The organism is Amycolatopsis echigonensis, assembly GCF_002846615.1.
GTDB classification, from domain to species: domain Bacteria; phylum Actinomycetota; class Actinomycetes; order Mycobacteriales; family Pseudonocardiaceae; genus Amycolatopsis; species Amycolatopsis echigonensis.
The window spans coordinates 6,081,439-6,098,160 of the sequence record NZ_PJMY01000003.1; the positions used below are offsets into that span (position 1 = coordinate 6,081,439).

General features: G+C 69.8%; 16 protein-coding genes. 7 read left to right on the forward strand and 9 right to left on the reverse strand.

All coding sequences use genetic code 11. The features are described 5' to 3' along the window. Nucleotides 1-720: a hypothetical protein gene (locus tag ATK30_RS33960; protein ID WP_101438869.1), complete on the reverse strand. Its 720-nt coding sequence runs from the start codon at nucleotides 718-720 to the stop codon at nucleotides 1-3. Between the two features lie 529 nt (nucleotides 721-1,249). Continuing rightward, complete coding sequence (locus ATK30_RS33965; RefSeq protein WP_101438870.1) at nucleotides 1,250-1,657, reverse strand: winged helix-turn-helix transcriptional regulator; 408 nt, start codon at nucleotides 1,655-1,657, stop codon at nucleotides 1,250-1,252. A gap of 88 nt (nucleotides 1,658-1,745) precedes the next feature. Here ATK30_RS33965 and ATK30_RS33970 point away from each other — a divergent pair, with 88 nt between their 5' ends. From ATK30_RS33970 to ATK30_RS45155, 3 genes are all read left to right on the forward strand, one after another. Continuing rightward, nucleotides 1,746-2,606 (forward strand): NAD(P)H-binding protein, encoded by an 861-nt coding sequence (locus ATK30_RS33970; RefSeq protein ID WP_101438871.1) that lies wholly within the window; start codon nucleotides 1,746-1,748, stop codon nucleotides 2,604-2,606. A 71-nt stretch (nucleotides 2,607-2,677) separates the two neighbouring features. Beyond that, a complete protein-coding gene (locus ATK30_RS33975) occupies nucleotides 2,678-2,878 on the forward strand; it encodes a hypothetical protein (protein WP_220817920.1) in 201 nt (66 codons plus the stop codon). Nucleotides 2,879-2,908: 30 nt separating this feature from the next. Further along, the gene (locus tag ATK30_RS45155) at nucleotides 2,909-3,073 is read left to right on the forward strand and encodes a hypothetical protein (RefSeq protein WP_158242544.1); all 165 of its coding nucleotides are present in this window, start codon (nucleotides 2,909-2,911) and stop codon (nucleotides 3,071-3,073) included. Nucleotides 3,074-3,317: 244 nt separating this feature from the next. Here ATK30_RS45155 and ATK30_RS33985 read toward each other — a convergent pair whose 3' ends face one another. The 3 genes from ATK30_RS33985 to ATK30_RS33995 form a co-directional block, all read right to left on the reverse strand. Then, nucleotides 3,318-3,866 carry a DUF6069 family protein gene (locus ATK30_RS33985; protein WP_101438873.1) on the reverse strand — a complete coding sequence of 183 codons (549 nt, stop codon included), beginning with the start codon at nucleotides 3,864-3,866 and terminating at the stop codon, nucleotides 3,318-3,320. A 45-nt stretch (nucleotides 3,867-3,911) separates the two neighbouring features. Further along, nucleotides 3,912-4,505 (reverse strand): HdeD family acid-resistance protein, encoded by a 594-nt coding sequence (locus ATK30_RS33990; protein WP_101438874.1) that lies wholly within the window; start codon nucleotides 4,503-4,505, stop codon nucleotides 3,912-3,914. A gap of 87 nt (nucleotides 4,506-4,592) precedes the next feature. Continuing rightward, nucleotides 4,593-5,729 (reverse strand): cytochrome P450, encoded by a 1,137-nt coding sequence (locus ATK30_RS33995; protein WP_101438875.1) that lies wholly within the window; start codon nucleotides 5,727-5,729, stop codon nucleotides 4,593-4,595. A gap of 87 nt (nucleotides 5,730-5,816) precedes the next feature. Between ATK30_RS33995 and ATK30_RS34000 the strand changes: the two genes are divergently transcribed. Next, nucleotides 5,817-6,938, forward strand: a complete 1,122-nt coding sequence (locus ATK30_RS34000) for a TetR/AcrR family transcriptional regulator (protein WP_101438876.1) — start codon at nucleotides 5,817-5,819, stop codon at nucleotides 6,936-6,938. Here ATK30_RS34000 and ATK30_RS34005 read toward each other — a convergent pair. The 3 genes from ATK30_RS34005 to ATK30_RS34015 form a co-directional block, all read right to left on the reverse strand. Then, the gene (locus ATK30_RS34005) at nucleotides 6,923-10,294 is read right to left on the reverse strand and encodes a S8 family serine peptidase (protein ID WP_244194807.1); all 3,372 of its coding nucleotides are present in this window, start codon (nucleotides 10,292-10,294) and stop codon (nucleotides 6,923-6,925) included. The genes ATK30_RS34000 and ATK30_RS34005 overlap by 16 nt on opposite strands. Nucleotides 10,295-10,537: 243 nt before the next feature. Then, nucleotides 10,538-11,752, reverse strand: coding sequence for an MFS transporter (locus ATK30_RS34010; RefSeq protein ID WP_101438878.1), 1,215 nt, complete (start codon nucleotides 11,750-11,752; stop codon nucleotides 10,538-10,540). Then, nucleotides 11,749-12,387, reverse strand: coding sequence for a GntR family transcriptional regulator (locus ATK30_RS34015; protein ID WP_101438879.1), 639 nt, complete (start codon nucleotides 12,385-12,387; stop codon nucleotides 11,749-11,751). Before ATK30_RS34015 ends, ATK30_RS34010 begins: the two co-directional genes overlap by 4 nt. 94 nt (nucleotides 12,388-12,481) lie before the next feature. On the opposite strand from ATK30_RS34015, the gene ATK30_RS34020 reads away from it, so the two are divergent. Together ATK30_RS34020 and ATK30_RS34025 are read left to right on the forward strand one after the other, a co-directional pair. After that, nucleotides 12,482-13,366 (forward strand): ornithine cyclodeaminase family protein, encoded by an 885-nt coding sequence (locus ATK30_RS34020; protein ID WP_101438880.1) that lies wholly within the window; start codon nucleotides 12,482-12,484, stop codon nucleotides 13,364-13,366. A gap of 59 nt (nucleotides 13,367-13,425) precedes the next feature. Beyond that, nucleotides 13,426-14,058 carry a class I SAM-dependent DNA methyltransferase gene (locus tag ATK30_RS34025; protein WP_101438881.1) on the forward strand — a complete coding sequence of 211 codons (633 nt, stop codon included), beginning with the start codon at nucleotides 13,426-13,428 and terminating at the stop codon, nucleotides 14,056-14,058. 677 nt (nucleotides 14,059-14,735) lie between these two features. Here the strand turns inward: ATK30_RS34025 and ATK30_RS46545 are convergent. Next, on the reverse strand, nucleotides 14,736-15,377 hold the full coding sequence (locus ATK30_RS46545) for an antitoxin (protein ID WP_101438882.1): 642 nt from the start codon (nucleotides 15,375-15,377) through the stop codon (nucleotides 14,736-14,738). Nucleotides 15,378-15,586: 209 nt separating this feature from the next. Here ATK30_RS46545 and ATK30_RS34035 point away from each other — a divergent pair, with 209 nt between their 5' ends. After that, a complete protein-coding gene (locus ATK30_RS34035; RefSeq protein ID WP_101438883.1) occupies nucleotides 15,587-16,681 on the forward strand; it encodes a CaiB/BaiF CoA transferase family protein in 1,095 nt (364 codons plus the stop codon). Nucleotides 16,682-16,722 lie beyond the last annotated feature (41 nt).

The window sequence follows — 16,722 nt, forward strand, 5'->3', positions numbered from 1 at the left end:
TCAGGACGCGGCGGGGTTTGCGTCCGGGGCAGCAGGCGGCTGTGTGGTGATGATCCCGACCGCGGTGGCCGTCACCTTCGCCCCAAACATCTCTAGCAGGCTCCGTATCCGCTCGACGCGCGCCGATTCCACGGCACCTTCTAGGACGGCAGGTGTGTGGGTCACGAGCCGGTGCAGTTCATCCTTGCTCAAGTCGGGCATGAGCTGCGCCAACAGCGCAGCCGTCGTCTTCGGCTCCGGACCGGCGTCCGCCAGGGTCACCGTGAACGCCTGGACCTTCTCGCCGACCGGAGCCGGACCCTTCGACAAGGTGTTGACCATCGACGCGAACGATCGTGCGAGGCTGCCCGCAGTCGGGTCTTTCTTCATCGGCACCATGCGCACGATCGAGACTCCGATGCCTTCGATGGTCAGGTAGACCTCGCGGTTGTCCACCTTCTTGGGCGCGGCCAGGGCGAACGGACCCATCGTCGCCAGCCTGGTCGCGGTGAGACGCTGGTTGATCGTGCCGGAGTCCTCGACGCGGGCCACGAGCCCGCTTACAGGCTTCTTGAGGCCCGTGCGCGGATCGCCCTGAATCACGTGCGTCTTGGTCAGGTGCAAGTCCGCGAAACTGGCCATCACGCCGGCATCTTTCTTCGCTTGCTTGTTGATGTTGTTGATGTACGTCGCGATCGCGAAGACCACGACGAAGATGATGATGGCGACACCTACGTTCATGACTGCTCCCCATCGTGTCCAGCTCTGCTGGAAGTGGTCGTGCCAGCAGGCTTGCTCGTTACGCGTTCGCGGAATCCGCGGTGCCAGGTGAGTGGACCGGTGATGCCGTCGAGCGCGGCCATGAACGCCCGCGTACACGCCGGGCAGAGATCTGCCGGCACGATCCAGCCCTCGGCCAGGTACTCGATGCAGTTGGACCATGCGGAGCGCTTCGGGGCCTCGCAGGCCAGGGCGGTCACAGTCTCGCCGCCGAACGCCCGATGATCTTGTGCTGTTCCGTCTCTGTTCCGTGAGACAGCCAATTGCGGTCGTCTCCAGTCAACGACGGCAAACGCATTGTGTGCAGGTCAGAGGCAAGATCGGTCATATCCGCGCTGGTCGGAAGAGTGCCCATCCGAAACCACCCAGATCTACGAGGGCACGAACCAGATCCAGCGGCTGGTGATGGCTCGGCAGTTGCTGAAGGGCTGAGGTTCTTCAACTTTTGGAAGCGGCACCGTCGACATGGCAGTGCCGCTTTTTCTTGTGCTCAGGACGCAGGCTTGTGCTGTCGATCATGCCTTTTCTGCGCCTTGACCACATCAATGGCCCTCGCTCTGACCCACTCCAGCAGGCCCTCCAGCGGCGTCGCCAACTCCTGGCCAAGTTCCGTGAGCGAGTACGTCACCTTAGGCGGCGTAGCGGGCTCCACCTCGCGGTGGATCAACCCGTCGCGCGTCAGCGTGCGCAGGTTCTGCGACAGCATCTTCTCGCTGATCCCGCCGATCGTGTCGCGCAGTTCGTAGAAGCGCGCCGGTCGTTCGCGCAAGGAGAGCAGGATCAGCGTGCCCCAGCGGCTGCACACGTGGTCGAGCACCGTCCGGCCGGGGCAGTCGCTGTTGAATGCGTCACCCGGGTCCGGAGAGGTGCGACGGCCTGCCTCGGTGCCTACTCCCATGTCAGGAGCTTACCTCAGGGTGCGTACTTACGAAAAGATAGCCCAAAACCTAGGGTGAGTATCACTGCGAAGCAAGGAGGTACTCCCCGTGACCACTGCTCCGACGCTGGTGATCGGCGCTACCGGCAACGTCGGCCGTCAGGTGGCTGTTCAGCTGACCGAACGAGAACTTCCGGTGCGCGCGTTGGCTCGACGGCCCGAGAAGGCCAATCTTCCCGCCAGTGTTGAAGTCGTGCCCGGTGACCTGTCTGATGTGGACAGCCTGCGCGCCGCCTTGCGCGGCGTGGACTCGGTGTTCTTGATGTGGCCGTTGATGTCTCGCGATCCGGCCGAGGCGATCGCGGACACGATCGCCGGCAGCGCCCGTCGGCTGGTTCTGCTCTCTTCGGCCGCGGTGCGCGGTGACTCGGACGACGCGATCAGCCGGGTCCATCGCGCGGTGGAGGAGGCGATCGAGCACACCAGTCTGGAGTGGACGTTCCTTCGACCGCACGGGTTCGCGACCAACACGCTCGGCTGGGCGTCGCAGATTCGCGAGAGCGGTGTCGTACGCGGGGCTTACGGTTCGGTGTACTCGACGCTCATCCACGAGGCCGATCTGGCGGCGGTCGCGGTGACTGCGCTGACCTCCGACGGTCACGTCGGCGCCAAATACGACCTCACCGGTGCCGCCGCGCTGACGCAGGTCGAGCAGGTCCGGGTGATCGGGGAGGTGATCGGCCGGGAGACCCGCTGGGAGGAGGTGCCGCGGGAGGTCGCGCGCGAACTCCTTCTCCAGCGGATTCCGGCGGAGTACGCGGACGCCATGCTCGACGCGTTCGCCCACTTGGCCAGCAGCGAACCCGACCGGCCGACGTCGACGGTGGAAGAGGTCACCGGGGTTCCGGCGCGGACCTTCGCCCAGTGGGTGGCCGATCACGCGGCCGAGTTCGATCCTGCGGCGCGCTGACCCGCGGCTTCAGCAATTGCTAATATGTGCGACTACCGAACCCGCCCGGCTCAGGGGTGGGACCTGGGCCGATGGCGGCAGCCGTGAGCAGGCTGCTGTACCAGCTGAAAGCCGAGTTCTTCAAGACGCTCGGCCATCCGGCCCGGACCCGGGTGCTGGAGCTGCTGACGCAGCGCGAGCACGCGGTCGCGGAGCTGCTGGCGGTCGCGCGCGAGGTCCTGACCGGCGTGCTGGCGCGCCAAGCCGACCTGCGCGCCGAGCACGCGGCCTGAAGCACGGTGAACAATCCGACCGGAGGCGATGTGACGAGCGAATTCGTGCGGGAACTGAAGCGGGGGATCGCGGCGGCGCAGCAGGCGCTGGACGACGCGGGCGAGGAAGAGGCGGAAGGCCACCGCGAGCGATTGGCCGAACTGCGGGAGATCGCGCACCAGAACGACGTCGACCTCCGCGAGCCGGACCGGTGAGCTGGGCCCGTCCCGAGCTGGCGAGAGCCGGGGACAACACGTAGAACGGACCGTCACGAGACGCGGCGGAGCGGTCGGCTGCTTCGCGCTCGGTGCCGGACGAGTTCGGGGCGGAACTGGCGAAAGCGGTGCTGCGCAACGAGAACTCAAGGGGCCAGGCAGGAAGAAGCCGCCGCGATCGTGCTGACCGCGGCGGCCCTGAGACATTCGCCGAGACGGGTGCGGCCGCCTCGGAAGCGCTAGATCAGCGGTCGTAATACGTAGTCGGCCCCTCCGGCCACTGCCGCGTGGGCGGGGGAGGCGGCGGCTGCTCCGCCCGGCTGCTCCGCTTCCGCCGATGCAGCGTCCGGGCACTGGCCGCCATGCTGCTCACGAGCGAGGCGATCACCAGCCCGATCACCAGGTTGATCGCCGCCGTCGCGATCTTCGCTTCCAGGCCTACCGTCAGGGTGAGCGGCACGACCACCGCGATGGCCGTCACCAGCACCATGATCCAGCCGAAGAACTGGCCCGGCGCGGGGGTCGCCACGCTCAGCAGGTGCATCAGCCCGGTCGCCAGCAGGGCGACGGCCGCGGCGGAGACGGCGTAGGTCGGCGTGCTCGCTTTGCCCCACAGCCCGTCGCCTTTCGGGGCGAGGACGGGCACGTCGAAGATGCCTCGCGCGATCAGCAGGCCCACGACCGCCACGAGCGCCGCGACGATCGCGGTGGCAACTCCGCCTGCCCACAACCTGGCGGCGTCGATGCCTGGCCGGGTGTCCTCCCCGTAACTGCCGGGGTACTGCTGCACCATCGGGCGGTCCTTCCATCGCGAAACCGGTCGCTGCTGATTGTCGCGCTAATTCGGCTGCTCCGCCGGTTCGGCGGACTTCGCGAGCGAACGCAGCCGGAACGACAGGACTACCAGGGTTACCCCGTAAATCACCGCGTAAATCCCGATCAGCAGCGCGACGCCGAACGCGCCCGCGATCGGGTGGAACAACACGAGCACCCCGGCGACCACCGAAAGCGCGCCCGCCACGACGAGAAACGCCTCGCCGGTGATCTGCTTGCGCAGCCGGATCGCGGCGACGATCTCCATGATCCCGGTGACCACCGCCCACGCCCCGACGAGCGTCGCCAGCACCAGCACGGTCACGCCAGGCCACACCAGCGTCAGCACCCCGGCGATCAGGCCCAGCACGCCGAGCAGCGCGTACGCGATCCGGTGCGCGCCGTCGCCCGGCCGGAACGCGTGCATGATCGCGCCGACCGCGTCGATCAGCACGTAGATCCCGAACAGGAAAGCCAGCGCCAGCACGGTGATCCCCGGCCACACCAGCGCCAGCACGCCGAACAGCACGCCCAGGATCCCGCGCGTGAGCACGAGCGGCCACGCGCGCCGCGGATCGACCACCGCGAAGCCGAGGACGGGCGGAATGGGCGTGGACATCGAGCGCCTCCCGGGGTGTCGTGCTGACCTGGCGAAACGGTAGCCGGACCTGGACAGCACCGCCGGGACCTCACCCGATCGAGGGCGTCACCACGCGACCGTCAGCCCGGCGAGGCGCCACGTCCCGGGGTCGGGTACCCGCTTCGCCTCAAGGACACGCAAGCCGGGGAACCGGTCGAGCAACGCGGTCAGCGCCACCTCCGCCTGCACCCTCGCGAACGACGCGCCGAGGCAGAAATGCGGACCGTGCGCGAAACCGAGGTGCGCGCCGGCCGAGCGGCGGACGTCGAACCGGTCCGGATCGGCGAAGACGCGCGGATCCCGGTTCGCCGCCGCGATCGACGCGGTGACCGGCTCGCCCCGGCGGATCCGCACGCCGTGCAGGTCCACGTCCTCGGTCGCCCGCCGGGGAATCGTCAGCAGCTGCGAACCGCACCAGCGCATCAATTCCTCGACCGCGCCCGGCCACCGGTCCGGTTCCGCGCGCAGCAGGTCGAGCTGATCCGGATGGGACAGCAGCGTTTCCACGGAATTGGCGATGAAGTTCGCCGGAGTCTGCCCGGCCAGCACGAGCTGCCAGACGAGCGCGACGGATTCCGTTTCCGTCAGGCCCGCGTTCGCCAGATGCGCCAGCATCGCGCTGTCCGGATGCGCGACCAGCGTCCGCGAGCTGTCGATGATCCCGGGCACGGCGGCGGCGAACCCGTCGCCGGACACCTGGACGACCGCCGCGCCGTACTCGTGCCAGCGCGGCCGTTGCGCCTCGGGGACGCCGACGAGCGCGCAGACGACTTCCATCGGCAACGGCTGGGCGAACTCGGCCAGCAGGTCGACCGGCCCTTCCGCGGGCAGCGCGTCCAGGTACCGGGCGACGACTTTCTCGATCTCCGGGCGGAAATCCAGCGCGCGACGCGCGGCGAACGCGGGCGTGGCGAGACGGCGCAACCGGGCGTGTTCGGCCCCTTCCATTTCCTGCATCGTCCGCAGGTAAGGACGGCAGTGCTCGGGCACCTCCGGACGCTGATAGCTGGCCTCGCTCAAGGCGAACCGCTGGTCGGTGAGCATCGCGCGCGCCTCGGCGTGCCGCGTCAGCACCCACATCGGCGGGAAGCCGGGACCGGTCAGCTTGGCCAGCGGGCCCTGCTCGCGGGCGGCTCCGTAGGCGGCGAACGGGTCGCTCGTGACGGCCGGATCGGTCAGGTCGAGCTCGGGAACGGGGGACACCGCGACCTCCAGATGGTCATTTCAGATGATCTCATCATATGGATGACGACGGTATCTTGACAAGGAAGCGGATCGGGAGGACTCACGATGGCGCGGCTGACCAGGGCGCAGACGCAGGAGCGCAACCGGGCGAAGGTGCTGGCCGCCGCCCGCGAGGAGTTCACCGAGCGCGGGTTCCGCGACGCCAAGATCGACGTGATCGCCGAGCGCGCCGAGCTGACCCGCGGCGCGGTCTACTCCAATTTCCCCGGCAAACGCGCGCTCTACTTCGCCGTGCTCGCGGCGGAGGCGGAGCAGTTCGCTGCCCAGCCGCCCGAGCCGGACCCGGGCCTGACGCCCGCCGAAGCGCTCGGCGCGTTCGCCCGCGCCTGGGTCGCCCGCCTGCCGCTGGCCACCGATCCGGACGCGCGCCTCGGCGTCGATCTGCTGCCGGAAATCCTCGCCGACGAAGTCACCCACCGGCCGTACGCGCAGTTGCTGCGGTTCGACGCGATCGTGCTCGGTCTGGTGCTGGAGCGGCTTTCGCCCTCATCCGGACGCTTGGTGCGAGTGGCGGAAGCGGCGTTGACGATGCTGCACGGGGCGAGTCAGCTCGCGGCCGCGGCACCCGGTTTCGGCGAGCCGTTCAACGTCGTGCGCGCGTGCGAAGCGTTGCCGGCGCTGGAGATGAGCGACACCTGGCCGGATCCGCCGATCGTGGCCCCAGCGCGAGCTGCCGGGGAAACCTGGTCTCCGCCGGAGGTTTTCGACGCCCTGCGAGGGCGTCCGGTGCGCATCGACGGCGACGGAGTGGTCGCGGTGATCGGGCTGCATCGGCTGTCCGCGGTGGAGGAAGCGCTGCGGGCAGCCAAGGACGTCACGCTCGTCGTCGTGACCGGTCAGCCGGGGGAGCTGGTTCCGCTGACCAGCTTGGTGCTGGCGGATCTGCGGGGATTGCTGAAGAAGTCCTGCCCGGAGCAGGCGTGGCCGGACGTGCGCGTGATCGTGGACGAGACCGGTGCGGTGGCTGCCGCGGCAGGCGTTTCGGCGGTGAGCGACGCGACCGAAACCGCGCTCCGAGTCCACAATGGACACATCCTGCTGCGTGCCGAGGGCTTCGGAGCCTGCCACGCCGCCGCGACGAGCCCGGTGCCCGCCGAAAGCCGTGAGGGGAACCCTGAAGTCGCTCAGGATTCCCCTCACGGAATGCCAGATCAGCCGATGCGGTAGCTGTACGGCAGAGTCGCCAGCACCTCACCGGTTCCGACCTGCGGCAGACCGGTCACCCCGGTCGGCAGCGACGGCACGGTCACGATGTTCAAGTGCCCGGCCACCTTGTCCCCGCGGTTGCCGGACGGCGTGATCGTGACCATGATCGTCGCGGTCTCGCCCGGCTTCACCAGCTGCGGCGTGCCGCCGGTGCCGTTCGGGTCCACCGACTGGCCGTACGGGTCGCCGGTCGACGACGTCACCGAACCGTCGAAGCCCGCGGTCTGGATCGACGCCGTGTAGCTCGAATGCCCGGCGGGCGCGCCGTCCGGACCGAACGGGCCGATCTCCTGCACGTCGGCGAACCAGACGCCCTTGGTGACGTACCCGGTCTTCTCGCCGATCGTCGCGACCGACACCGTGCTGCCGTTCTGCGCGGACTTCAGGTCGCCGAGCACGTCGATGCCCGCCGCCGAGCCCTGGATTTCCGCCTGTGCGGGCACGGTCGAGGACGTCGCGACAGTGAACTTGCTCGTCTCCGGCGGAATCGAATACACCGGAGCGTTCGTGTTCAGCTCCGGCAGGTCGACCTCGGTCGAACCCTGGATCGGCTGCGGCTGCAGCGTTTGCCGGGTGTTCGTGCGCGCGTCGACGCCGATGGCGATTGGCTCGATTCCGGTGTTGCGCACCGTCACCGGCACGGTCACCGGCTTGCCCGCCGCGAGCGACGCGGACTGCGGCAGCGCGGGTGCGCTGGCCGAGGCCTGGTCGAAGCCGACGGTTCCGGTGAACGGCTGGTCGATCTGCTTGCCCGTCACCGGGTTCTGCACGACGAGCACCAGGTGCCAGCGGCCCGGCAGCGGGTTGGCGTCGACGAGCTGCAACGCGGTGCCCTGGCCCAGCGTCGTGGCCGAGGTGAGGAAGGCGTTGCTGTTCACGTCGGCGAGTTCGCCGTTCGGGTCGACCAGCACGCCGTCGAGCAGCGTGCCCGGATCCTGCAGCTTCACCGCGACGTCGAGGTCCCGCTTGCCGCGCGGCACGTCGAATTCGTAGGAGAAGGTCTGCGCGGGCGACACCGCGCGGGCGTTGCCGCCGGTGATCGTGCCGCCGAAGGTTCCCGGGCCGTGGTTCGTCGGGATCAGCGCGCGCAGCACGGCCGACACGCTGGTCTGGTGGCCGTCGGAGCTGCCGAAGGTGATCGAGTAGTCCGCGTCGCCGCCGCTGGCCGGGGTCTGCAGCGCGACGTGCACCGGCTTCGTCTGACCGGGGTTGAGCTGCAGGATCTGCGGCGACACCTGGCCGTACGGGACGGCCCGCTGCGCGGTGGTCGCCAGCTGGATGTCACCGGTGTATCCGGCCTGTCCGGACGCCGAGTACAGCACCGCGGTCCACGTGCCCGCGGCCGGCCGCGTGACGTCCACGTTGGCGTAGTTCGCCGTCGCGGCCCCGCCCTGCGGACGGCTGTTGGCGACGAAAGTGCCGTCCGGCGCGAGCAGCGTCAGCCGCACCACCGGGGTGACGGACTGGCCGTTGACCGCCTTCGGACTGCCCTGCCAGGCCATCCGAGCCAGCAGCCGCTGCGCGCCGTTCGGCACGGAGAACGTGACCTTCTTGTACGCCCAGTTGGTGCCGTTGAAGTACGGGAACGTCGGCAGCTTCGTCGAGTCGAACCCGGTGGTCTGCGTCTGCGTGCCCATCGGGGCGAAGGTCCGCGTGCCGGTGCTGACCGTCAGCGGCTTGGTGCCCGAGTTGGTGACGTTCACCGACGCCTGCTGCGTGCTGCCGGGCGCGCCTTCCAGCGTCAGCTGGTCAGCCGACAGCGAGATGTTCGACGCGACTCCCGCCGGTGCCCCGGTCGAGCCCGTGGCGGTGAGCGCCGCTTCGACCGCCGCGCGGGCGTCGAGAAGGCCAGCGCCCTGCTCGTCGGCCGGGAGGTTGAGGTCGCGTGCGGTGCTGGTGATGATCTGCTTCACCTGTGCGGGCGTCGGCGACGCACCGTGGTGGGAATTGCGGTAACTCTGGATGACCAGTGCGGCAACGCCCGCGGTCAGCGGGGCGGATTCACTGGTGCCGCCGAACGATTCGAGGTCGGTCGGCTGCGGCACGGTGTTGAAGTTGTGGCATTCCGCGTACGCCGGCGCGCAATCGGCCCAGTTGCCCTCGCCGGGTGCGACGAGGTCGATGGTGCGGCCGTCCTGCGTGATGCCGGACGACGACAGCGCGGAGATGTTGTCGCTCACCCACTTCCCGTTGGAGAACGGGAAGGCCGCGTAGCCGGTCTGCGCGTACAGCCGGTTGTCGGTCGTCGCGCCGGTCGAGATCACCAGCGGGTCGGTGGCCGGGCTGCCGATCGTGGACGTGACGCCCGCGTCGCCGCTCGAGGCGGTCACCGTGACGCCCGCGGCCACGGCCTGGTCGTTGAAGACCTGGAAGAGGTTGCGGGAGCTGGAATCGGGGTACTGGTTGAGGCCGAGCGACTCGTTGATCACGTCGACGTGGTCGACGGTCACCGCGTAGTCGATCGCCTGCAGCACCGCGGAGTTCGTGGCGGTCCGGCCGAAAACGTTGAGGCCGACCAGGCTCGCGCCCGGGGCGACGCCCTTGACGACGATGTTGCAGCCCGCCGGGAGCGGGTGCTTCTCGTTCACGAACTTCGACAGGTCGTGGACCACGACGCCCTGCGCGGCGATCGAGGAGGCGTCGCCGAAGGCCTCGGCCCCGGCGTCGGTCGTGTTCGGGCCGTCGCCGGAGAAGTCCTGGTAGTCCGAGAACACATGGCTGCCGTCGGGACGGATGAAGTCGGCGTAGTTCGGGTCCATGTTGTCGGCGAGGAACGCGACCTTCACCCCGGTGCCATTGGCCAGGTCGGAAGCGCTCTTGCCGCCGTTGGTGCTGTACGCGCGGATCGACGTCAGCGCTTCGGGCTCCAGCAACGGTTTCGCCGGATCGGCCGGGCAGATCGCGTTCGGGGTGGCCGGCGAGGCCGGTCCGCCTGCCTTCGGCGCGGCGGCCGGAGCGCTCGGTTTGGCGTCCGGCAGCGTCACCTTGCTGTCCGGCAGCACCTGCGCGACCGCCGGGTCGTGCGCGAGCTGCGCGGCCTGCGCGGGCGTGACGGTGGCGGAGAAAGCGTTGCCCAGTGCGAAATGCTTGACCTTCGCGGGTGCCGCGCCCGCGAGCTTGGCGAGCACCGAGTCCTGTTCTTGGGTGGCCTTGGCGCGGCGAGTGTCCGAGGCCGCCTTGGTGGGCGGCGCGCTGGGCAGCTGGTCCGCGAGGACGACGATCACCGATTGCGGCGTGGTGTCGGCCGACGCGGCTGGCGAGGCAGCCTGCGCCGGCTGGGTGACCCCGGCCAGCACCAGGCTGCCGGTCGCAGCCATGACCAGGGCGCGAACGGATCGCGAGGAACGCCCCATGTGCAGTTCCCACTTCCTGCTAGAAGGGTTCGTGAGTTACCGGCCCCGACGAAATCGGGCGCATTCGTGCCGCGTCCGATTTCCCAGTAGGGGAACTCTTTCCGACTCCTTCGCGATCCACAAGCGACAATAGTGGGAAACAAATCCGGCAAACAGGACCGAATTTCCGCGCGTTGGCGCCTTCGGTCCCGTTTGCCGGAATCGGGGTCAGTTCTGCGGCAGGTGCCGGCGCGAGTGCCGGGTCACCACAAGGGTTCCCGCGATGGCGACCGCCGCGACGCAGGCGAGCAGCACCGGGTAGCCCGCTACTCCGTTCAGGGCCGCCAAAAGCGACGGCAAGAGGAATCCGACATACGCCAGCGCGTAGTACACGCCGGTGAGTTCCGCGATTTCGCCCGGCCGGGCGAGACGTTGCAATTCCAGCAGCCCGGACACCACCACGATGCCGTAAGCGGCGCCCAGCACGACCGCCGCGCCGAGAGCGATCCACGGCGATTCCCGTGCCGCGGCGAAGACGCTCAAGACGAGGCCGACGCAGAGCACCGTCATCCCGGTGAGCACGGCCCGGGCGCTGGTGGCGCGGTCGACCCGCTTGGCGATCGGCTGGATCCCGACTCCCGCGCCGATCGCGCAGACGGTGAGCAAAGTGGAATAGGCCAGCGCCCACGACCCGGTTTGGTGCTCGACCAGCTGCGGAAGGATCGCGTACGCGACGCCGCACGAGCCGAAGATCCACGGTGCCGCGGGCAGGATGACGCGGCGGAATCGCGGATGCCTCGCGGTGGCGGGCAGCGCGGCGCGGACCGACGCGGTCCGGACAGCGAGCGTTTCCGGACTGCGCGTGACCGCGGCCAGCGAGACCAGCGCGAGTCCGATGTGGACCAGATAGGGGAGCACCATCGGCCACGGCCCCCATTGCGCGAGCACTCCGGCGACGCCCGGGCCGATGCCGAGCCCGAGCGTGAGGCACAGCGCGGCGCGCCGGGTGCCCGTGTCGGCCGCGCTGTACGGGTCGGCGTCGGCGAGTTCCTTGATCCAGGTAGAGCCCACGGCCATCGCGACCGCGACCGCGATGCCGGCGAGGAACCGGCCGGCGGCGATCCACGCGACGCCGAGCGGGCCGAGCGCCAGCAGCATGCTCGCCAGCAGCGACAGCACGGTGCCGGCGAACATCACCGGGCGGCGACCGTACCGATTGGACAGTCCGCCGGACAGCAGCAGTCCCGGCACGAGGCCGACGACGTACGCGCCGAGCAGGGCGTCGACGGTGAACGCGGAGTAGCCCGCGGCGTGGTACATCACGAGCAGCGGGGTGAACTGGTTGCCGCCCCAGCCGCACGCGAACACCGCGGCGGCGGCCGGGAACCAGGCCGGGAGCGTGGTCGTTTCGGGCAGGGGAGCGCGGTCGGCGGTAGCGGTCATCGACGGTGCACCGAATCCAAGTGGGCTCGCAGGGCCGGGGCGAAGGTGTCGGCCTTCGTCTCGGCCTCCGCGATGATGGTGAGCAGTTGTTCGTGCTCGCCGACGACCCGCGGCAGGCGGGCCGGGATCGGCGCGAGCGCGTGGACGTTCATCCGGCGCTGCCGGTCGGCGAGGGTGGTGTAAAAGCTGAGCAGCAGCGCGTTGCCGCCAGCGGCGACGATCGTGCGGTGGAACAGCTCGTCGGCTTCGGCGAACGCGGGCACGTCGCCCGCTTCGGCGTGTCGGCGTTGGGTGTCCAGCACCGCGCGCAGCTGCTCGAGCGCGTCCGGGATCAGCTCCGGGCGGCGGCCGAGCCGCTGTACCGCGGCGCTTTCGACGGCCTCACGGGCTTCGAGGACGTCCTCCGCTTCTCCCGGGGTGACCGGCACGACGATCGCGCCGCGCTTCGGGATCAAGTTGAGCAGTCCCTCGACCTGCAGCCGCAGGAACGCCTCGCGCACCGGAGTGCGGCTCACCCCGAGGCGCTCGGCGATCTCGCCCTCGCTGAACAGGTGTCCGCCGGGCAGCTCGCCGGTGAGCACGAGTTCCTTGGTGAGCTCGTAGGCGCGGTCGGCGGCGGGTTTCAGAGCGTTCACAGGAGCGACGCTAACATGCATCCCAGCTTGTATCTAAGGTGTTGTGACCTGCGGCTCAGCAGTTCTGTCGGGGCCCTGTGCGATCCTCGCTGGCGTGCGATTGCTCCTTGATGCCCGGCCGACCGTGCAGCAAGCCGTCGACGCCGTCCGCGCGGCCCTCGCCGACGGCCTCGACCCGGACGAGGACCCGCCGCGGTCCGTCGTGCCCGTGCCCCCCGGGCAGTTCCTGCTGATGCCCGCGTTCTGGGACCGCTTCGCCGGGGTCAAGGTCGCGTCCGTCGCGCCGGACAACCCGGCTCGGGGACTGCCGCGGATCCAGGGGCACTACCTCCTGATGGACGGCCAGACGCTCACGCCGATAGCGCTGCTGGACGGCGTCGCGCTCACTTCGGTGCGCACGGCGGCCGTCTCCGCGGTCGCGGCGGATCTGCTCGCGGTGCCGGACGCGGAACGGCTCGTGGTGTTCGGGACGGGGCCGCAGGCGCGGAGTCACATCGAGGCTTTCCGGGCGGTGCGATCTCTGCGGGACGTGGTGGTGGTCGGCCGGAATTCGGAGCGGACGCGAGCCTTTGCCGCGCAGTACCCGTTCGCCCGGGTCGGCACGCCGGACGACGTGGCCTCAGCTGATCTCGTTGCCTGCTGCACCTCTTCGCGGACCCCGGTGTTCGACGGTGCCAAGGTGCCCGAGCACGCCGTCGTCGTGGCCGTTGGCTCGCATGAACCTGAGGCGCGGGAAGTCGACGATGTCCTCATTGGACGGTCCACTGTGGTCGTTGAGGGAATCGGCGCGGCTGCTAGCGAGGCTGGGGAGGTAGTGCTGGCAAGGGAATCCGGTGTGCTCGCCGTGGATGATCTTGTCTCGCTCGCGGCACTGGCTTCGGGGCATGCCGTGGGAGCGGGGCCTCGGGTGTTCAAGAGCGTCGGGATGGCTTGGGAGGACCTGGTCGTCGCCGCGGCCGTCTACGAAGCTGCCGAGTGACCGGAATTGTCGGTGGGGGCGGATAGCCTGGGCTTCTTCGACGGCGAGGGGAGACTGGGATGTCCGAGGAGCTGACCACCGCGGCGGAACTGTTCGACGCGATCGGCGCTGGCTATGAGGAGGCGTTCGGCCGCCGGCCGGTGGTGGACGCGGCGGTACGGGAGTTGATCGAGGTCCTGCCGCCGTCGGCGCGCGTGCTCGACATCGGCAGCGGGACCGGCCGTCCCGCGGCGGCGGAGCTGGTTGCCGCGGGACATCGGGTGACCGGGATCGACGTGTCGGCGGAGATGGTGCGGATCGCCCGCGAACAGGTGCCCGGGGCTGAGTTCGTGCAGGCTGACGTGCGGGAATGGGAGACATCACCGGGCTCGTGGGACGCGGTGTGCGCGTTCTTCTCGTTCGTGCAGCTGTCGAGGGCCGAGACAGAGCGGGTCCTCGGCCGCATCGCCGGCTGGCTGGCGCCGGGCGGAAGGTTCGCGCTGGTGACCGTGCCCGCTGATATCGAGAACGTGCCGATCGAGTTCCTCGGCCACTCGATCCGGGTGACGAGCTTCCCGGTGGACGCGCTGGTCGAGCGGGTGCGTGCGGCCGGACTGGAGGTGACCGGGACCCGGGAGGAGACGTTCGAGCCGGAGACGCCGGGGACGGAGCCGGAGGAACACGTCCTGATCTCGGCCCGCAAACCCGGCTGAGCGGGGCTGGAAATCGCGCTGGGGCGGCGGGATCGTGAAATAGATTCGGCGAGGCGGCGCGTCGGACGGAAAAACGGAGCGGCATTTTCGTGCTCTCCGGGTAAACACGCCGGAAACTGCGCGGAAAATGCCGCCCCGTCTCGCTCGATGCGTCCTTCGCTTAGCTCGCCGGATGAGGTCTGACTACGGCCTGACGATTACCGGTCTGACGCGGCTCGCTGGTCGCGATGTGACGCGTGGTTCGCACCAGACGCCGATGCGCGCCGTTCGCGACGAACGTTGACGCTGGACGTTGACGCGCGGTCCGCCACGGACGCTCTTGCGCGTGGTTCGCCGTGGCCGTTGACGCACGCGGTGTGCCCGTGGAGGTTGACCCGCCACGGACGCTCCGTGGGCGTGGTTCGCCGTAGACACTGAATGCGCGTTGCTCGCCTGGACGTTGCGGTGGTTCGCCGCGGACGCTGATGCGCGCGGTTCGCCCCGGACGTTGACGAGCGATTCCTTGCGGACATTGACGCGCTCGTCGCGGACGTTGAGGTGCATGGTTCGCCCGTGGACGCTGTTGCTGGTGGTTCGCCCCGTCGACGTTAGACGCGCGTGGCTCGCCGGTGGGCGTTGACGCGCGTGGCTCGTCTTGGACGTGCTCGGCACCGTAACTCAGGCCGGAAAAGCCGTTGTTACTGCTGGTTGCCCCACTGCTGCTCGCCCTGGTCGTAGCCGCCCTGCTGACCGCCCTGCTCGAAACCCTGCTGGCCGCCCTGCTCGTAGCCGCCCTGGCCGCCCTGCTGGAAACCGCCCTGGCCGCCTTGTTCGTAGCCGCCCCGTTCGCCCTGGCCAAAGCCGCCTTGCTGGCCGCGGCCTTCGCCGTAGCCGCCCTGCTCGCCCTGGCCGAAACCGCCTTGCTGGCCGCGGCCTTCGCCGTAGCCGCCCTGCTCGCCCTGGCCGAAACCGCCCTGGCCGCCCTGCTCGTAGCCGCCCTGGCCGAATCCGCCTTGCTGGCCGCCGCCCTGCTGGCCGCGACCCTCGCCGAAGCCGCCCTGCTGGCCGCCCTGCTCGAACCCGCCCTGCTGCTGGCCGCCCTGGCCGCCCTGGTCGAAGCCGCCCTGCTGCTGGCCGCCGCCCTGTTCCTGGCCGCCCTGCTGGCCGCCGCCGAAGTTTTCCTTCAGCTTGTCCGCGCCCTGGCGGATCTGGTCGCCGTGCTGGCCGCCCGTTTTCTGGTCGGCGAATTCGGCGGCCTTGTCGATGCCCTGGCCGACTTTGTCCGGGTTGTTGCCCGCGAATTCCTGGATCTTGTCCTTGGCCTGGTCGAAAAAGCTCATCTAAATTCCTCCTTGATCCATTCGTGACCCATGGATACCAGCCGGGTACCCGACGGGCGCGGCAGCGAGACGCCAGTCCCCGGTTCGGGTGAGGCGCGGCGCCGGTTCTGCCCGGGTCGGGCCACGGGTGGGTTACCCCACACGCCCGGGTCCGGGCCGGGGCGGCCGGTAGGGTCGCCGCCGCAGGGCGCCGGAGCCGAGGAGGACATGTGGCGGGACCGTTGAGCGGGCTGAAAGTCGTCGAACTGGCCGGAATCGGGCCGGGGCCGCACGCGTGCATGGTGCTCGCCGACCTGGGCGCGGACGTCGTCCGCGTGGAACGGCCTTCCGGATCGCTCGACCTCAGCGGCGGCAAACCGGACCCGCTGCTGCGCGGCCGCCGCTCGGTCGCCGCGGACCTCAAGACCTCCGAAGGCCGCGAACTCGTCCTGCGGCTCGCGGCGAAGGCGGACGTGCTGATCGAGGGCCTGCGCCCGGGCGTCACCGAACGGCTCGGCGTCGGGCCGGACGACTGCTTCGCGTGCAACCCCCGCTTGGTCTACGGCCGGATGACCGGCTGGGGCCAGGACGGCCCGCTCGCCCAGCGCGCCGGGCACGACATCAACTACCTGGGCCTCACCGGCGTGCTGCACGCGATCGGCCGCGCGGGCGAACGTCCGGTGCCGCCGCTCAACCTGGTCGGCGACTTCGGCGGCGGGTCGATGTTCCTGATCGCGGGCGTGCTCGCGGCGTTGTGGGAATGCGGCCGGACCGGACGCGGCCAGGTCGTCGACGCGGCGATGGTCGACGGCGCGAACGTGCTCTCCCAGATGATGTGGGCCTTGCGCGGCTTGGGTTCCTGGTCCGACGAACGCGGCACGAACCTCCTGGACGGCGGTGCGCCGTTCTACGACACGTATGTCTGCGCGGACGGCCGTTACGTCGCCGTCGGTTCCCTGGAACCGCAGTTCTACGCGGCTCTCCTGAACGGCCTCGGCCTCGCCGCGGAAGACCTCCCGCCGCAACTCGACCGCGACGGCTGGCCCACTCTCCGCGCCACCTTCACCCGCGTGTTCCTGACTCGGACGCGCGACGAATGGGCCGAGGTCTTCGACGGCACCGACGCGTGCGTCACGCCAGTCCTCGCGCCCGACGAGGCTCCCCAGCACCCGCACATCGCCGCGCGGTCCGGCCTGATCACGCTGGACGGGATCGTCCAGCCCACCCCGGCACCGCGGTTTTCGCGCAGCACACCGGATGTGCCGTCCTCGCCGCCGGTCCCGGGCGCGGACACGGAAAAAGTCCTCGCCGACTGGGAGGCCTAGGAGCCGCACCTGCCGCACGACGGCGTCCCGGCTTCGGCTGG